Here is a 13,318-nt window from a genome sequence, read left to right on the forward strand (position 1 = left end):
CGGGCCCTCACCATACCCGTCAGCAGAAACACCCAGCCCGGACAAGCAGAAACGGCCCGCCAGCCAAGCTGACGAGCCGCCATGCAAGATCGAGGTTAGTGGGTATTGATGGCCGATAAACCGTACAGGAGGGCCAGGATGAGTTGGAAGGCTGCGGAGGCCGGGCGCCGCCACCAAAGGCACAGGCCGCCGGTGACCGATGTCGCCGCGAACGCGATGACCAGCCGATGGACAGCAGCACGGGTGCCGCATTGAGGCCCGCCGAGGGCCGCGCAGAATCCGTGCCCAAGCGCGGCCGAAACGACAGCGGCGAACAGGACGACATCCAGCGTCAGCAGACACGTTACGACGACCGGCGTGCTGTTCGAGCGATCCGACCGCTCGGGCCGCCGAAGCCTCGTGCACTCGGGCCGGCGAAGCCTCATGAGTCCCCCCGGGAAATGTGTGGCAGAGATGACCTTGCTGGCGCAGCACCGAAGACCGTACAGGCCGCGGCCGTTGGGCGCGATCGACCAGCCCCGGCGCCACATCACCCGAACCAGCCCATCCGCCACGAACTCCGCCCCGCAGCCGATCTCCCTCCGGAGCGAACGAGCGCTCCACGGCCCGGTCCCGCCCCTCGCGCCCTCACGGGCGCCCCTCAACGATTGGTCAATCCCCATGCACTGCCCTGCCCTTCTTCCGGGAACCCACGCCCCCCGCCCCTTCCCGGGGGCACACCGGCCCGCAAACCCACGCGGAAACGCCTCCAGGAATCGCGAACACGCAGCGCAGACACGGACACGGGATGGGGCGCAGCACCGCGTACGGCGATCCGGCGACATGGAAGAGCTGGCCGCCACCCCACCGTGGGGCGGCCCTCGTCCGCAGAACACCGTGGACGGGCCACCGGACCGGCGGCTGCACTACGTGCGGTCGCGTTGGAGGCAGCTGCCGCTGTTCGAGATGGTCCGTGACCTGCGCGGAGTCCAGCCTGGCACCGCTCTTGGATCCGGAACTGTCCGCCGTCCTGGAAGCGCACGCCGCACGGATCGCGGAGCTGAGAGGCTGGCCTCCGCGCACGCTCGGCTCCGTCCGCAGGGGCATCCGCATCCTCTGCGTGGTTCACGAGATCGGTGAGCCGATCCGAGCGTCCACGATCGCCCAACTCACCCACAATGCGATCCCCTCCAACCACGTCCTGGAGGTCTTCGAGGACCTGGACGTGCTGCTGGACGACCGGCCCGACGCCGTGCAGACCTGGTGCGACGCGCGTCTGGACTTCCTTTCTGCCCGGGATACGGGCCGAGGTCGACGCCTGGGTCGCGGTTTCGCGCAACGGCACCCGGCGCTGGCTCCCTCGCTCCCAGCCCACGGTCGTTACCCAGATGAGGCTGGTCCGGCGGTTCCTGCGCGAGCGGACGTCGACCTACACGACACTGCGTCAGGTCACCCGTGACGACGTCGCCAATTGGCACCGACCGCCCTAACCGGGTGCACGAGGCCAGTGCCCTGCGGAGCCTGTTCAACGTGCTGAAGAAGGAACGGCTCGTCTTCGCCAACCCGATGCGAGGGGTGACAACCGGCAAGAACCACGCCGCGGTGCCGATTCCGTTCTCCGATCAGGAAGTCGACGCCGTCGCCCTCGCTGCCCGGCAGGATCCCGCCCTGCGCGTGGTCGTCGCCCTCGCGGGCGTCCACGCACTGCCCGCCCGGCGCATCCGTGCGCTCCAACTGGACGAGGTCGACCTGGCCGGCCGCCGCCTCGACCCGGACGGATTCGACCGGCCGCTGGACGACTACACCGCCGAGGCGATCGCCGACTACCCGGCCTACCGTCGTCGCCGCTGGCCCAACAGCACCAACCCTCACCTGCGGATCCGCCTGGACAGCCAACGGTGCCAACAGCACGCCGCCTGGCTGCCCAGGCCGCGAGGTGCTAAAATGCGCGACAGCGATACTGGACGCCCACCCTCAGGGTGCGGGAACCAGGCGCCACCGCACACCGGAGCACCCCACCGTGGCAGGCCCGGACACCGGAAAACCACCGCCCTCCTCCTGCTCCGTGCCTGGCACGACGGCAACACCTGAGAGCGCCCTGCCCAGCAGTGTCCCGGCGAACCCTCACCGGCAGGCAACCGACTCCACCCGCCGCGGCCATGCAGGGCCGCGAGAACGCTGCCGCGCCCACGCCCATGCCGAGCGCTGCAGCTGAACCATGTTCCCGCTCCCCGCTCCCCGCTCCCCGCACCCGGCCGGCCGAGCCGCCCACCGCTGCGTGCCACTCACGCCGGGCCCGCCGGGCGCCGCCATACCCTTCGACACCACAGGAGTACCTCATCGTGACGACCACCACCGAACCGTCGACCACCAGGCCGCTGGACGGCCTGATGAAGACAGATCTCCACCAACTCGCCTGCGCCCTGGGCATTCCGCGCGCCGCCCGCCTACGTAAGGGCGAACTCGTTGAGGCGATCACCGCCAAGCGCTCCACCGGCCGGCCGCCGATGCCGACGGCCGGTCCCCGGCCCGCGGACGCCGAAAGCCGCGGCGGCCGGTCCGCACTGCCGTCGCCGCGAACGCGCAGCCGCTCCAACCGGCCGGCGCAGCCGGCCACCACCGTGGAAAGCGACCTCCTCCCAGTCGCCGGTGTGCTGGACATCCGCGAGGGGAGCGCCGTCCTGAGCGCCTCCGGCTACCTCCCCGGGTCCAGCGATGTTCACCTGCCCGCCGGCCAGGTGCGCGCACTGGGCCTGCGGCCCGGCGACGTCCTGACCGGCGCGACCCGCCCGCGTTCGGGCGGCGCCGCCCAGACGCCGCTGGCCCGCATCGACACGGTCAACGGCGACCCCATCGACAGGTCCCAATCCCGGCCCGCCTTCCATGAACTGACGCCGCTGTACCCGCAGGAGCAACTGTGTCTGGAGACCGACCAGCAGCAGCTGACCGGCCGCGTCATCGACCTGGTGGCCCCGATCGGGAAGGGCCAGCGCGGTCTGATCGTGGCGCCGCCGAAGGCCGGCAAGACGATCGTCCTCCAGACGGTCGCGGCGGCGATCGCCCGCAACCACCCCGAGGCGCACCTGATGGTCGTCCTGGTCGACGAGCGTCCGGAGGAGGTCACCGACATGCGGCGCGCGGTCAAGGGCGAGGTCATCGCTTCCACCTTCGACCGGCCCGCCCGTGAGCACATCGCCGTCGCCGAACTCGCAGTCGAACGCGCCAAGCGCCTCGTCGAACTCGGCCACGACGTCGTTGTGCTGCTCGACTCCATCACCCGCCTTGCCCGTGCCTACAACGCCACCGCACCCGCTCACGGACGGACCCTCTCGGGCGGCCTCGACGCCTCGGCACTCCAGCACCCGAAGAGGCTCTTCGGCGCGGCACGAAACATCGAGAACGGCGGCTCGCTGACCATCCTGGCCACCGCCCTCGTCGACACCGGCTCCCGCATGGACGACCTGATCTTCGAGGAGTTCAAGAGCACCGGCAACATGGAGCTCCGCCTCGACCGCCGCCTCGCCGACAAGCGCCTCTTCCCGGCAGTCGACGTCAAGGCCTCCGGCACCCGTCGCGAGGAACTCCTCCTCGGCCCCGCCCGCACGCCCGCGGCGTGGGCCTTGCGCCGGGCCCTGGGCGGCCTCGACGGCCAGCAGGCCACGGAACTGCTCCTGGACCGGCTGAAGCGGACCGCCAGCAACGCCGAGCTCCTTCGCTGACCAGGGACGATCTCAACCTGGTGGACACCGCCCCTCAATCCCCTGAAGCTGCCCACCATAATCAGGAGGAACAAGGAAGGCACGAGCTGCAACAATCAGCATATGACCAACCAGGAAATCCTCTTCGACTGCCGAGGCCACGCGTATCGCAGCGTGCTTGAAGTCGTCCCGTACATCGACGGAACACCGCTCACCGACTTGATCGACCAGTTCGAGACGGACGCTGAGATGCAACCATCGGGAGACGCCTATGGGGGCCTTATCCCGCAGTTCTTCCAGTTCGGCTCGATGGAAGACCATTTCCATGGACGATCCAACGGAGCGACGGGGCCGAAGACTCCCGTGCTCGGCTGTGAATGCGGTGAGTGGGGATGCTGGCCGCTGATGGCCAGCATCACAGTGACTCCTGACCACGTGACCTGGGACTCCTTCGAACAACCTCACCGCAAGACACGCGACTATTCGGGGTCCGGCCCGTTTCAGTTCGACCGCCTTCAATACGCTGACGCCGTGCAGGTTCTGAGCGCAGCACTGGGCTCTGACGAGACGTGAGCAACCCATCTGCCTATCACGGGAAGGAAGAAGTCGTGTTTGACCACGTCATCGGGCTAGGCCCCGAGGAGGCCGCACGCTGGGCAGCGCTGGTCGAACAGTCCCGGCCAGTCCTTGAGAGTGACGGAATGGAGGCTGTCCAGACCCTCCTAGCCGAGCGCGGAATGAGCATCATCCAGGCGATTGCAATCACCCGGGCACTACTTGGGAATGCGGAGACACCGCTTCGAGTCGCCATCGACATCGTGGCCACGAGCAAGGCTCGGCAATAAGTTCAGAGAATCGGCAAGGACTCGACGATCTCGGTCAACTCGGTCCCGCACCAGGGCTTCGGTGTAGTTGACGGACGCCCGGTTTGTGGTGATCTGTTGGCTGGTGGGTGCCCTGAAGGCAGGACAGGCACGGCTTCCAAGATCATGGAGTTCTCGACGCCCCGTGACCTGTCTGGAAGACCGTGCCTGCCGACGCAGCATCTCCGATCCCGCCTGCCCTTGACCAGCTACGCGAGCAGTCCGACGCCGCTCCCGGGGAGGTCCCCTGCCTGCTGGAGCGACTGGCCCAGGTACCTGACCCACGCGATCCGCGCGGTGTGCGGTACACGCTGGCCGTCGTCCTCACCCTGACGGCATGCGCGGTATTGGCCGGGGCGACCTCGCTGCTGGCGGTCGGCGAGTGGATCACGGACGCGCCGCCGTACGGGCTGGAACACCTCGGCGTGCACCCCGACCCGCTGCTGCCCAGGCGGCTGGTCCCGGCCGAGGCGACGGTCCGCCGGCTGCTGACCCGCATCGACGGCGACGCCCTGGACCGGGCGGTAGGTGGCTGGCTCGCCGACCGCCGACCAACGAACTCCGGGCTGCGCGCACTGTCTGTGGACGGCAAGAGCCTGCGCGGCGCGGCCAGGGCCGACGGCCGGAAGATCCACCTGCTCGCTGCGGTGGAGCACACCAACGGCCTGGTCCTGGCCCAGCTCGACGTCGGCGAGAAGACCGGCGAGACCACCCGCTTCCAGCCGCTGCTGGACAGCGTCGCGGACCTCGCCGGAATGGTGGTCACCAGCGACGCACTGCACACCCAGCGCGAGCACGCCGCCTACCTCCTCGGCCGCCGGGCCCACTACATCGCGATCGTCAAGGACAACCAGAAGAAGTTGCGCAGACAGCTCAAATCCCTTCCCTGGAAGGACATTCCGCTCCAGGGACGCACCCGGGGAATCGGACACGGCCGTTCCGAGATCTGCCGGATTAAGGTCGCCACCGTCAACAACCTGCTCTTCCCCGGTGCCTGCCAGGCGGTCCAGGTCAAGCGCCGCCGCACCGACCGCAAAACCGGCAAGACCACCATCGCGACCATCTATGCGGTCACCAGCCTGACCGCCGAACAGGCCACTCCCGCCCAGCTCGCGCAACTGATCCGGGGCCACTGGAAGATTGAGGCCCTGCACCACGTCCGCGACACGACCTTCGCCGAGGACGCCTCCCAACTGCGAACCGGGAACGCTCCCCGCGCCATGGCGACCTGGCGCAACCTCGCTGTTGGAGCCCTGCGGCTGAGCGGCGTCAGGAACATTGCGGCCGGCCTCCGCCGCAACGCGCGCGACGCACGCCGGCCCCTCGCGCTCCTCGGCCTTGCGTGATCACAAAGCAGATGCCAAGCGACTGCGCCGAAGCTCTGGGCCAAACCCGGTGACACGCGTGTGCCGTACAGGGAGACTGGCGGCGACAGACATATACGAGCAGTCGAAGGCCGAAGGGCAAAGAGTGGCACTGGCGAAGAAGGGTTCCCGCCGGATTGTCGTCGACGGCGTCGAGTACCGCTGGCGAGTGAGCAGGAAACCGTGCTGCGACTACGACGGCATCACCTTGGGTTACATGGTGGAGGACGCGGCCTGTCCCGGAACGACGCTCGTCGTGGAGACCGGTCGGCCGGCCGTGCTCGAACCGAACATGGTGCCGGCTGAGGTCGTCCTGCCGCGCGAAGTCGCCGCAGGTATTCGGGCCGCGCGGTCGAACGGCTGGACGCCCAGCTCCAACGGTTCGCCGTTCAAGCTGCACCTTTCCGCTGTCTGAACGGGCCGTACCGAAAGAGGCGCGGCAGCGCGGGCGGGCGACCGGTCTCCCACGGAATCCGAGCGTGGCGGGGCCTGGCCACGTGCTACGACGAGACCCACGACAGCTACATGGCGGGGCTCCAGCCGCGCGGATCGCGTGGGTCAGGTACCTGGGCCAGTCGCTCCAGCAGGCAGGGGACCTCCCCGGGAGCGGCGTCGGACTGCTCGCGTAGCTGGTCAAGGGCAGGCGGGATCGGGGATGCTGCGTCGGCAGGCACGGTCTTCCAGACAGGTCACGGGGCGTCGAGAACTCCATGATCTTGGAAGCCGTGCCTGTCCTGCCTTCAGGGCACCCACCAGCCAACAGATCACCACAAACCGGGCGTCCGTCAACTACGCCGAAGCCCTGGGCCGCTTGTCGTGTGCTGGGCGGGGAGGCTGGGTAGCGGTTTGGCCATGGGGAGTTGGATGGCGCCGGTGTTCGCGTTGGTGGGTGTGTGTCTGGGGGCCGTGGCGACGCATTTGGCGGAGCTGCGTCGGGCGCGGTGGGAGGAGCGCCGGTGGACGCGAGAGCTGAGGGTGCGTGTCTACGGCGAGTTCCTGACCGCGCTGGAGGAGGCCGCGCAGGCGTTGCTGAAGGTGTTGCGGGCCTTGCCCCCGGGCGAGCGGGGTGAGGCTGTGCAGGAGGCGTTCACCGCCCATGGTCTGGGGGCGGTGCGGCAGCGGCTTCATGTTGTGGCGCCGGCGGACGTAGTGCTCGCCGCGGACGCGGTGTTTCGAGAGTTGAGCCGGAGCCGCGACATGGCGGACGGGTTCGACGCCCTTGACATGGCCGCGTTGGACGAGGCGAAGGATCGTGCGGGTGACCTGAGGGACCGACTGCAGCAGTTGATGAGCGAGGACATTGGCAGGTAGAAGTCCAGGGTCGGCTGCTGGGTGGCTGTCAGGCCGCCTTGGTGGATGGCCTTCGTGGGGTTCAGCGGTCCGGCTGCCCTGTGTGTCAGTGGGGACGGGCAGGGTGTTGATCATGTTTAAGGGATGGTGGAATGTCCGGCCGGACGAGGAACGCGAGCAGTGGGTGCTGGAGCCGTTCACGGCTGTGAGACCGTTGCGTTTCGGTATGAGTGCTGACGAGGTGACGGACTCGATGAGTGGTGTCACCGCAGATGTCGAGCACCGCACGTGGACCGGCGGGCGGGGCGACAGCACTTGGAGGGTCAGTGAGGGTCTGTTCCGGGAGTTCGGGCCCCAGCTCTACTACCAGGACGAACGGCTGTCCGGCATCGTGGTCGACGCCCTGTGCGGCCCGCAGGTCACCGCGGAGGGGACCGCTCTCGTCGGGCGGGTGCCGTCCGTGCTGGAGCGGTGGATGCTGGAGCGCGCCGAGACGCGTCCGGACGACGAGCTCGCCTACATGAGCGCGGGTGTGCCCTGCTCGTACTCCCTCGGTTTGATGGTCAACGTCCAACGGGAGGGCGACCGTCTTCTTACCCGGCCGGTGTTCTTCCCCGCGGAGGCGCTCGACGACCTCCCCCACTGGTTCCCGCAGAGGGCTTGGGAGACCCACGACTGAGCGTCCCTGAACACAGCTGTACTGCACAGCTCTGACCGAGTGTGATGTGGCGGGGAGGGGCCTGGCTGCGCGTGTTGCGCCCGCTGCCCGGTCCGCCGGCCTCGGCTGCTCCCCGCCGTCCGCCGTCCGTGCCCGCTGCTGCGCCTGTGCCCTGTGTCCGTTGCCGGTGTGGCCTGCTGGCCCGTCGCCGGCGGGGCCGTGCCGGTGGGCTGGGTGGATCGATGGGCAGGGCATGGCCTGGGATGTGACGGATTCGGGCTCGGGGCGGCATCGACGTCCGCAGGGTGAGAAGGCGTCGCGGATCTGGATCTGCGGTATCTGCGGCGAACGGTCGGTGTGCCCGCAGTTGGTCGGACCGCCTCGCCACGTGAAACCCGGTCCGGAGATCCATTACGGCCCGGTGCCTGCCGGACTCCCGGCCGACCAGGAGGCTGCTGTCGGCGTTCGCGTGAAAGTGCACAGCCCGGTACACACGAACGTGCACCACAATGCCCTACTCCCCAGGAACGCGGCCGACCGACGGCTAGATCGTCTGCCGTTGCCGGGACGCGTAGGACCGGCTCTTGTTGCGGTTCCCGCACACCTTCATCGAGCACCAGCGGCGGCTGCGGTTCTTCGACACATCCCAGAAAGCCCAACCGCAGGTGTGCTCTGCGCAGCGCTTGAGTCGGGCAGCATCCCCGGTCGTGACCAGCTCACTCCACGCGATCGCCAGCGTGGCCAGCGGCCCACACTCCGCCGGTAGCTCCGCCGCAGGGGTCAGTGAGCCGCGCACCGTGACCAGCACAGGGTGTTCGGCCAGCACCCGGTCCGCCGCGGCGAGCAGTTCCGCGTCGGGGGTGTCGCCGACATGGGCGCCCAACTCCTCGCGGATGCCTGCGCGAAGGGTCACATAGTTCTCGTGCACTTCAGTGGGGATCTCGCAGGGTGCGTCGAGCAGGCCGCGGTCCTTCAGCCAGTCGGCCAGTCCGGCCGGGGTGGCGATCTCATCATGTGCCTCTTCCACGTCGACCGTGTTGGCGAACGCCTCCACCAGGACGGCTGAGGCCGGTGGCTCCAGCATTGCGGGTCACCTCCTACAGGTTTCCACCACTCTACCGCCTAAACGTTTTACCGGTTGCGCGATGGCGGGGGTGTACGTCAAAGTGATCTCACCGGCTAAAGCGTTAGGTAGTTAGGGGATGGTCATGGTCACAGCGGTGCCTGAACGAACGCAGACCGACAAAAGCCTCGGCACGTCGACACTGGGGCCCTGCGCCCCACCAGACCCTGGTCGCCGCAACACCGCTGTCCTGGTCGGCTTCACCGCCGCGACCAACCTCGCCGACGGCGTGATGAAGATGGCCCTCCCCCTGCTCGCAGCCCAGCTCACCAGCTCTCCCGCCCAGGTCACCGCCGTCTCGTTGACCCTCACGCTGCCCTGGCTGCTTGTCGCCTTGCACATCGGCGTGATCGTCGACCGCTTCGACCGGAGGCGGCTGCTCTGGGGCGCAAATGGGATGCGGCTGGCTGCGATGGGCTGGCTCACCGTCTCAGCCGTTACCGGTGCCCTCACGCTCGGCCAGCTCTTCACCGCCGGGGTGATCCTCGGCGTCGCCGACGTACTGGCCTCGACCTCCGCCTCCGCTCTGGTACCGGCTGCGGTGCCGGCTGCGGGCCGGCAGCGCGCCAACGTCTGGATGGTGGGGGCCGAGACCGTGGGGCAGGAGTTCGCCGGGCCTTTCATCGGCGGGCTGCTGCTGGCCGCCGGGACGGGTCTCGCGCTGGGGCTGATAAGCGCCTCCTACGCGGTCGCTGCCCTGGCCCTGCTCCTGCTGGTGGGCCACTTCCGGGCCGACGGGCCCGCCCCGGACGCGGCTCCCGTCTCGGTCAACAGCCGGATCGCCGAGGGGCTGCGCTTCCTCTGGCGAGACGAGGTGCTGCGCACACTGTCGCTGGTCGTCGGCGTGCTCGCCGCCGTCTGGGGCGCCTGGCTGGCGCTCATGCCGCTCTACGCCCAGCAGGCCATGGAACTCGGACCGCAGCAGTACGGCATTGTGCTCAGCGCCCTCGGCATCGGCGGGCTGGCCGGCACGATGGCTGTGACCTGGGTGAACCGGCTGCTCGGTGTTCGCCGGGCGATGTTCGCCGACCTGATCGGCACCGCCGCGATGGTGGCGCTGCCCGCCCTGACCACCAACATCTGGGCAGTGGCGGGCGGTGCCTTCCTCGGCGGTATGGGCGGCACGCTCTGGACGGTCAACTCCCGGACCGTCGCCCAGCGCAAGGTCCCCGACGAGATGCTCGGCCGCTACGACGCGGCGGCTCGGCTCTTCAGCTTCGGCGCCATGCCGCTCGGTGCGGCTCTGGTGGGCCTGCTGGCCGAACTGGGCGGCATGCGGCTGGCCTTCGGGGTGTTCGCGGTAACCACAGCGGCGACGCCGGTGCTGTTCCTCAGGAACGTCACCCGGTCGGCCCTGGAATCCCGTTAGGAACGCACCTTCGGACCTTTCCGCGTTCCCCGCCCGATGCACCGGGCAGATGCGCCCCAAGGCGACACGGGACCCGGAAGGCCCGGAGGCATACCCCAGCCGCCTCCGGGAGAGGGCCCCGTTGATGGTGACGACTGTCCCGGATCCTGACCAGACGGGGGACCCTGGCGCCACAGCACTGGGCCAAAAAGCCGGGATGGCCGTGCACGTTCCGCTGTACCGGCCGGCGCACATTCGGGTGTACGCCGACAGCTGTCGGCGTACACGGGTAAGTGCTCAGGCAGGTACACGTGAATGTGCCCGGCTGGGTGAAGGCAGCCGGGCGGCGGGAGACGCAGGTCGGTGGTCAACAAATTGGGATGACAGGTCTCGACCTGGTCGGCATGATCGGTCAGTTGTTCCGTCATGTCTCACCTCGGAGGTACGCCACGTCCATCCACCGCGAACGAGCCTGGGACCTGCCGTGGTCCGCTGCTGCCCCCGGCCGGAACGCTTTCGACTGGGACGACGACGAGGCGGCGCGGCTGACGGCGCTGGTCGTTCCGATGGCGCCTCCCATCGGTGCCGAGCGGATGGCGGGCTTTCGATTCATCGACGAGGTCACCGTGCTCCTGGTGTCCCGTTATGGCCGGTGGGCCTGCGGCTGGGACCATTCGAACCACCACGGCGGTCCCGTCGAGACCTGGTGCTGCGATTCGCACTCGGTCGGAGAGGCGTCGGAGACCGCCGAACGCGTCGTGACCTGCCTGCTGGAGTGGCGTGACTGGCTGGAGGACATGGCCGAGCGGTTCGAGCAGCTTGCACCCCTTCCCGGTACGGACGCCGAGGACCGCAGCTGGCACCTGGAACGCGCGGTGACCCGCCTGGTCACCGCGGTCGTCAACAGCACCCACGCCGAGTCGTCCTGGTACGGGATCTGCGAGACGACGCTGACCTGGTTCCTTACCTCCACCGGCCTGGGACTGGAAGAGGCGCAGAAGGCGGTGGAAGCCGCGATCGGCGGCCGGTTCAAGAGCCACAGTGCGCCCGCCCCGCCCCTGGTCGACACGGTGGGAGAGGACCTGGCGATTCGCCCGACCGGCCGCGGGTTCTACCGTGAGCGATGACGCGCTGGCCACGTGGCGCAAGGTCAGGGAGCAGGTCGACTGGTCCTCGGCCGCGAGCGTGCGCGCGGCACCGGTGTGCACGGCCGTGGACGGACTCGCCGCCTGGTTCGAGGTCCGGTCCGCCTCCCTGTCCCGCGCCGATGCCTCACAGGGAGAGCCGCTCACCCCGACCCTTCTGGCCGGCTGGCAGAAGCTGGTCCTCGGTGTGAACGAGGTGCGCCTGCGTCAGAGCGACGCCTTCGCCAAGGACGGCCGGGAACGATACGGGCTCACGCCCCACACCTGGCAGGACTTCGCCGCTTGCCTACACCAGAGCGCCGCCCTGTCGGTCCCCCTGCCAGCCCGCGCGGCCAGGGCGTACCTCGGCATCGCCTTCTTCCACCCCTACCCGGACGGCAACGCCGGCCTGGCACTACTGGTCCTCGCTCACGTCCTGGATACGGAGGGAGTACGCCTGGACGAAGTGGGGCCGCTGCAGACCACCCGCTACGCGGACGACCCGGACGGCGCCCTCGACCTGGCGGCCCTGATCACCGTACTGATCCGCGCCACTCACCGCCGGGCAACCACGCGGTGAGAGAAGGCTCCCGCCGAACCGGGCAGGTGAGCACGTTCAGCAGTACGCGGCTGAGCACTTACCCGTGTACGCCGACAGGTGGGCCGCGCCTGATGCGTTGTCCCTGGTGGATGCGATGATCGCCGTTGCCAGCGTGAGCACGCTGGTTTCACGACTCGGGGGTGGCTCGTATGGACACGTGGCAAGAGCTTTCAGTGCTGGTGGAGGAGCGGCTGAAGGCGACATCGACCAGTGAACGTGGCGTGTTCGCTGCCGGTGTCGCGGAACGGCTCATGAACTGGCACGAGGCCCTGCCCGAGGACGAGCAGGCGCCGTTCACGGTGAGCCTTCGCCCCCTGTTGAACTCTGTGTGGGAGGGCGTTCTCGGCGACACGACGGCGTTCTCGGCAGTGAACCGCGGTGTCGCCGAGTACATGCTCAGCGAGTACTGCCACAACGACGGTCAGGACGGGCCCGATGATGCGGACGAGTTGGCCGCAACCGCGACGTTGTATGCCGCTCACGCCTATCTGTTCGGCTGCTACGACTTCGCCCATTGGACCAGCCGCCGGGCGGTGGAAGCCGTTGATCAACAGCTGGAGTACCTCGCCGAGCAGGAAGATGACGAGCTCGTCCCTGATTCGGACGAAGCTCTGGCCTCTGAGTTGCAGCGGCAGTTGCGGGATCTCGATCTCATCGCGAACTACTCGAAAGAGCTTCGCTACTCCAGCACGGGACTGCCCGTCGACACCTCGATCCGACTCCGCGTGGAGCTTCGAGCGCCCCTCTCCAACCGGGCGTGAGCGTCCCAGCGGTCGGACCTCCCATCCTCCACGCTGGGCCAAACTCCTACTGGCCTGCATCGACCTGATTGTTTGAGATGGATTGTCACCTTTTCGAGTGATGGCATCCGTCTCTCTGCCGTGGCCACCTACGAGGTGCTTCACCCTCGCCGTGAGCTTCCCCCGCTGTGCGGGAGGTGTTGATCAGCTGGTCAGGATGGGTGTGGGTGGTTCGGCGGTCGCTGGTTCGGCCGTCGCCTGGTCGGTGTAGTGCTTCGCCTCGTACTCGTCCGGGCTGAGCCAGCCGAGTCGCTTCTGGATGCGGCGGGTGTTGTACCAACCGTCGATGACCCTGTTGCCCAATTTGCTCTATGCGGCAAGGACGAGGGTTGCGAGGTGTGATGTCCGGGTGCGAGCGAGTGGCTTTTCGTTCCACCAGGCGTCGAGTCGGATGAGGTTGATGGCTGTGGCCGTGAAGACGTGTGCGAGGCGCGTCTTCGACAGGCCGATGTAGTGCGTTCGGCGCGCGC

General features: G+C 68.4%; 14 protein-coding genes and 1 pseudogene. 13 read left to right on the forward strand and 2 right to left on the reverse strand.

Annotated features, from left to right (window positions below):
• The first annotated feature begins 985 nt into the window (after positions 1-985).
• From AC07BF_RS36585 to AC07BF_RS36625, 9 genes and pseudogenes are all read left to right on the forward strand, one after another.
• Positions 986-1,438, forward strand: a complete 453-nt coding sequence (locus AC07BF_RS36585) for a hypothetical protein (protein ID WP_363633615.1) — start codon at positions 986-988, stop codon at positions 1,436-1,438.
• A gap of 35 nt (positions 1,439-1,473) precedes the next feature.
• Complete coding sequence (locus AC07BF_RS36590; protein ID WP_363633613.1) at positions 1,474-2,070, forward strand: hypothetical protein; 597 nt, start codon at positions 1,474-1,476, stop codon at positions 2,068-2,070.
• A 68-nt stretch (positions 2,071-2,138) separates the two neighbouring features.
• The gene (gene rho, locus AC07BF_RS36595; RefSeq protein ID WP_478334518.1) at positions 2,139-3,698 is read left to right on the forward strand and encodes a transcription termination factor Rho; all 1,560 of its coding nucleotides are present in this window, start codon (positions 2,139-2,141) and stop codon (positions 3,696-3,698) included.
• Positions 3,699-3,800: 102 nt separating this feature from the next.
• Positions 3,801-4,250 (forward strand): hypothetical protein, encoded by a 450-nt coding sequence (locus AC07BF_RS36600; RefSeq protein ID WP_363586100.1) that lies wholly within the window; start codon positions 3,801-3,803, stop codon positions 4,248-4,250.
• A 35-nt stretch (positions 4,251-4,285) separates the two neighbouring features.
• Positions 4,286-4,522, forward strand: a complete 237-nt coding sequence (locus tag AC07BF_RS36605) for a hypothetical protein (protein WP_363586101.1) — start codon at positions 4,286-4,288, stop codon at positions 4,520-4,522.
• 317 nt (positions 4,523-4,839) lie between these two features.
• Positions 4,840-5,727: pseudogene (locus AC07BF_RS36610) on the forward strand (ISAs1 family transposase); the annotation flags it as partial.
• Positions 5,728-6,010: 283 nt separating this feature from the next.
• Positions 6,011-6,319: a hypothetical protein gene (locus AC07BF_RS36615; protein WP_363586104.1), complete on the forward strand. Its 309-nt coding sequence runs from the start codon at positions 6,011-6,013 to the stop codon at positions 6,317-6,319.
• Between the two features lie 449 nt (positions 6,320-6,768).
• A complete protein-coding gene (locus AC07BF_RS36620; RefSeq protein ID WP_478334519.1) occupies positions 6,769-7,215 on the forward strand; it encodes a hypothetical protein in 447 nt (148 codons plus the stop codon).
• Positions 7,216-7,420: 205 nt separating this feature from the next.
• On the forward strand, positions 7,421-7,873 hold the full coding sequence (locus AC07BF_RS36625) for a hypothetical protein (protein WP_478334520.1): 453 nt from the start codon (positions 7,421-7,423) through the stop codon (positions 7,871-7,873).
• Between the two features lie 523 nt (positions 7,874-8,396).
• On the opposite strand, the gene AC07BF_RS36630 is transcribed toward AC07BF_RS36625, so the two are convergent.
• Positions 8,397-8,936, reverse strand: coding sequence for a CGNR zinc finger domain-containing protein (locus AC07BF_RS36630; RefSeq protein WP_363607682.1), 540 nt, complete (start codon positions 8,934-8,936; stop codon positions 8,397-8,399).
• A gap of 124 nt (positions 8,937-9,060) precedes the next feature.
• Here AC07BF_RS36630 and AC07BF_RS36635 point away from each other — a divergent pair, with 124 nt between their 5' ends.
• The 4 genes from AC07BF_RS36635 to AC07BF_RS36650 all read left to right on the forward strand — a co-directional run bounded on the left by AC07BF_RS36635 (position 9,061) and on the right by AC07BF_RS36650 (position 12,809).
• The gene (locus tag AC07BF_RS36635; RefSeq protein WP_400812578.1) at positions 9,061-10,344 is read left to right on the forward strand and encodes an MFS transporter; all 1,284 of its coding nucleotides are present in this window, start codon (positions 9,061-9,063) and stop codon (positions 10,342-10,344) included.
• Positions 10,345-10,703: 359 nt separating this feature from the next.
• Positions 10,704-11,450, forward strand: coding sequence for a hypothetical protein (locus AC07BF_RS36640; protein ID WP_363633752.1), 747 nt, complete (start codon positions 10,704-10,706; stop codon positions 11,448-11,450).
• The gene (locus AC07BF_RS36645; protein WP_478334521.1) at positions 11,440-12,027 is read left to right on the forward strand and encodes a Fic family protein; all 588 of its coding nucleotides are present in this window, start codon (positions 11,440-11,442) and stop codon (positions 12,025-12,027) included. The genes AC07BF_RS36640 and AC07BF_RS36645 overlap by 11 nt, the downstream gene beginning before the upstream one ends.
• Positions 12,028-12,197: 170 nt before the next feature.
• Positions 12,198-12,809: a hypothetical protein gene (locus AC07BF_RS36650; RefSeq protein WP_478334522.1), complete on the forward strand. Its 612-nt coding sequence runs from the start codon at positions 12,198-12,200 to the stop codon at positions 12,807-12,809.
• A gap of 183 nt (positions 12,810-12,992) precedes the next feature.
• Here AC07BF_RS36650 and AC07BF_RS36655 read toward each other — a convergent pair whose 3' ends face one another.
• Positions 12,993-13,151, reverse strand: a complete 159-nt coding sequence (locus tag AC07BF_RS36655) for a hypothetical protein (protein WP_478334523.1) — start codon at positions 13,149-13,151, stop codon at positions 12,993-12,995.
• Positions 13,152-13,318: the final 167 nt, after the last annotated feature.

The organism is Kitasatospora sp. NPDC043950 (assembly GCF_056435345.1).

What these genes read in the sequence shown, in the direction of transcription:
- AC07BF_RS36630 (WP_363607682.1), bottom strand. Translation starts at nt 8,936, where the DNA reads ATGCTGGAGCCACCGGCCTCAGCCGTCCTGGTGGAGGCGTTCGCCAAC.
- AC07BF_RS36640 (WP_363633752.1), top strand. Translation starts at nt 10,704, where the DNA reads ATGACAGGTCTCGACCTGGTCGGCATGATCGGTCAGTTGTTCCGTCAT.
- AC07BF_RS36635 (WP_400812578.1), top strand. Translation starts at nt 9,061, where the DNA reads ATGGTCACAGCGGTGCCTGAACGAACGCAGACCGACAAAAGCCTCGGC.
- AC07BF_RS36650 (WP_478334522.1), top strand. Translation starts at nt 12,198, where the DNA reads ATGGACACGTGGCAAGAGCTTTCAGTGCTGGTGGAGGAGCGGCTGAAG.
- rho (WP_478334518.1), top strand. Translation starts at nt 2,139, where the DNA reads ATGCAGGGCCGCGAGAACGCTGCCGCGCCCACGCCCATGCCGAGCGCT.
- AC07BF_RS36620 (WP_478334519.1), top strand. Translation starts at nt 6,769, where the DNA reads ATGGCGCCGGTGTTCGCGTTGGTGGGTGTGTGTCTGGGGGCCGTGGCG.
- AC07BF_RS36600 (WP_363586100.1), top strand. Translation starts at nt 3,801, where the DNA reads ATGACCAACCAGGAAATCCTCTTCGACTGCCGAGGCCACGCGTATCGC.
- AC07BF_RS36625 (WP_478334520.1), top strand. Translation starts at nt 7,421, where the DNA reads ATGAGTGCTGACGAGGTGACGGACTCGATGAGTGGTGTCACCGCAGAT.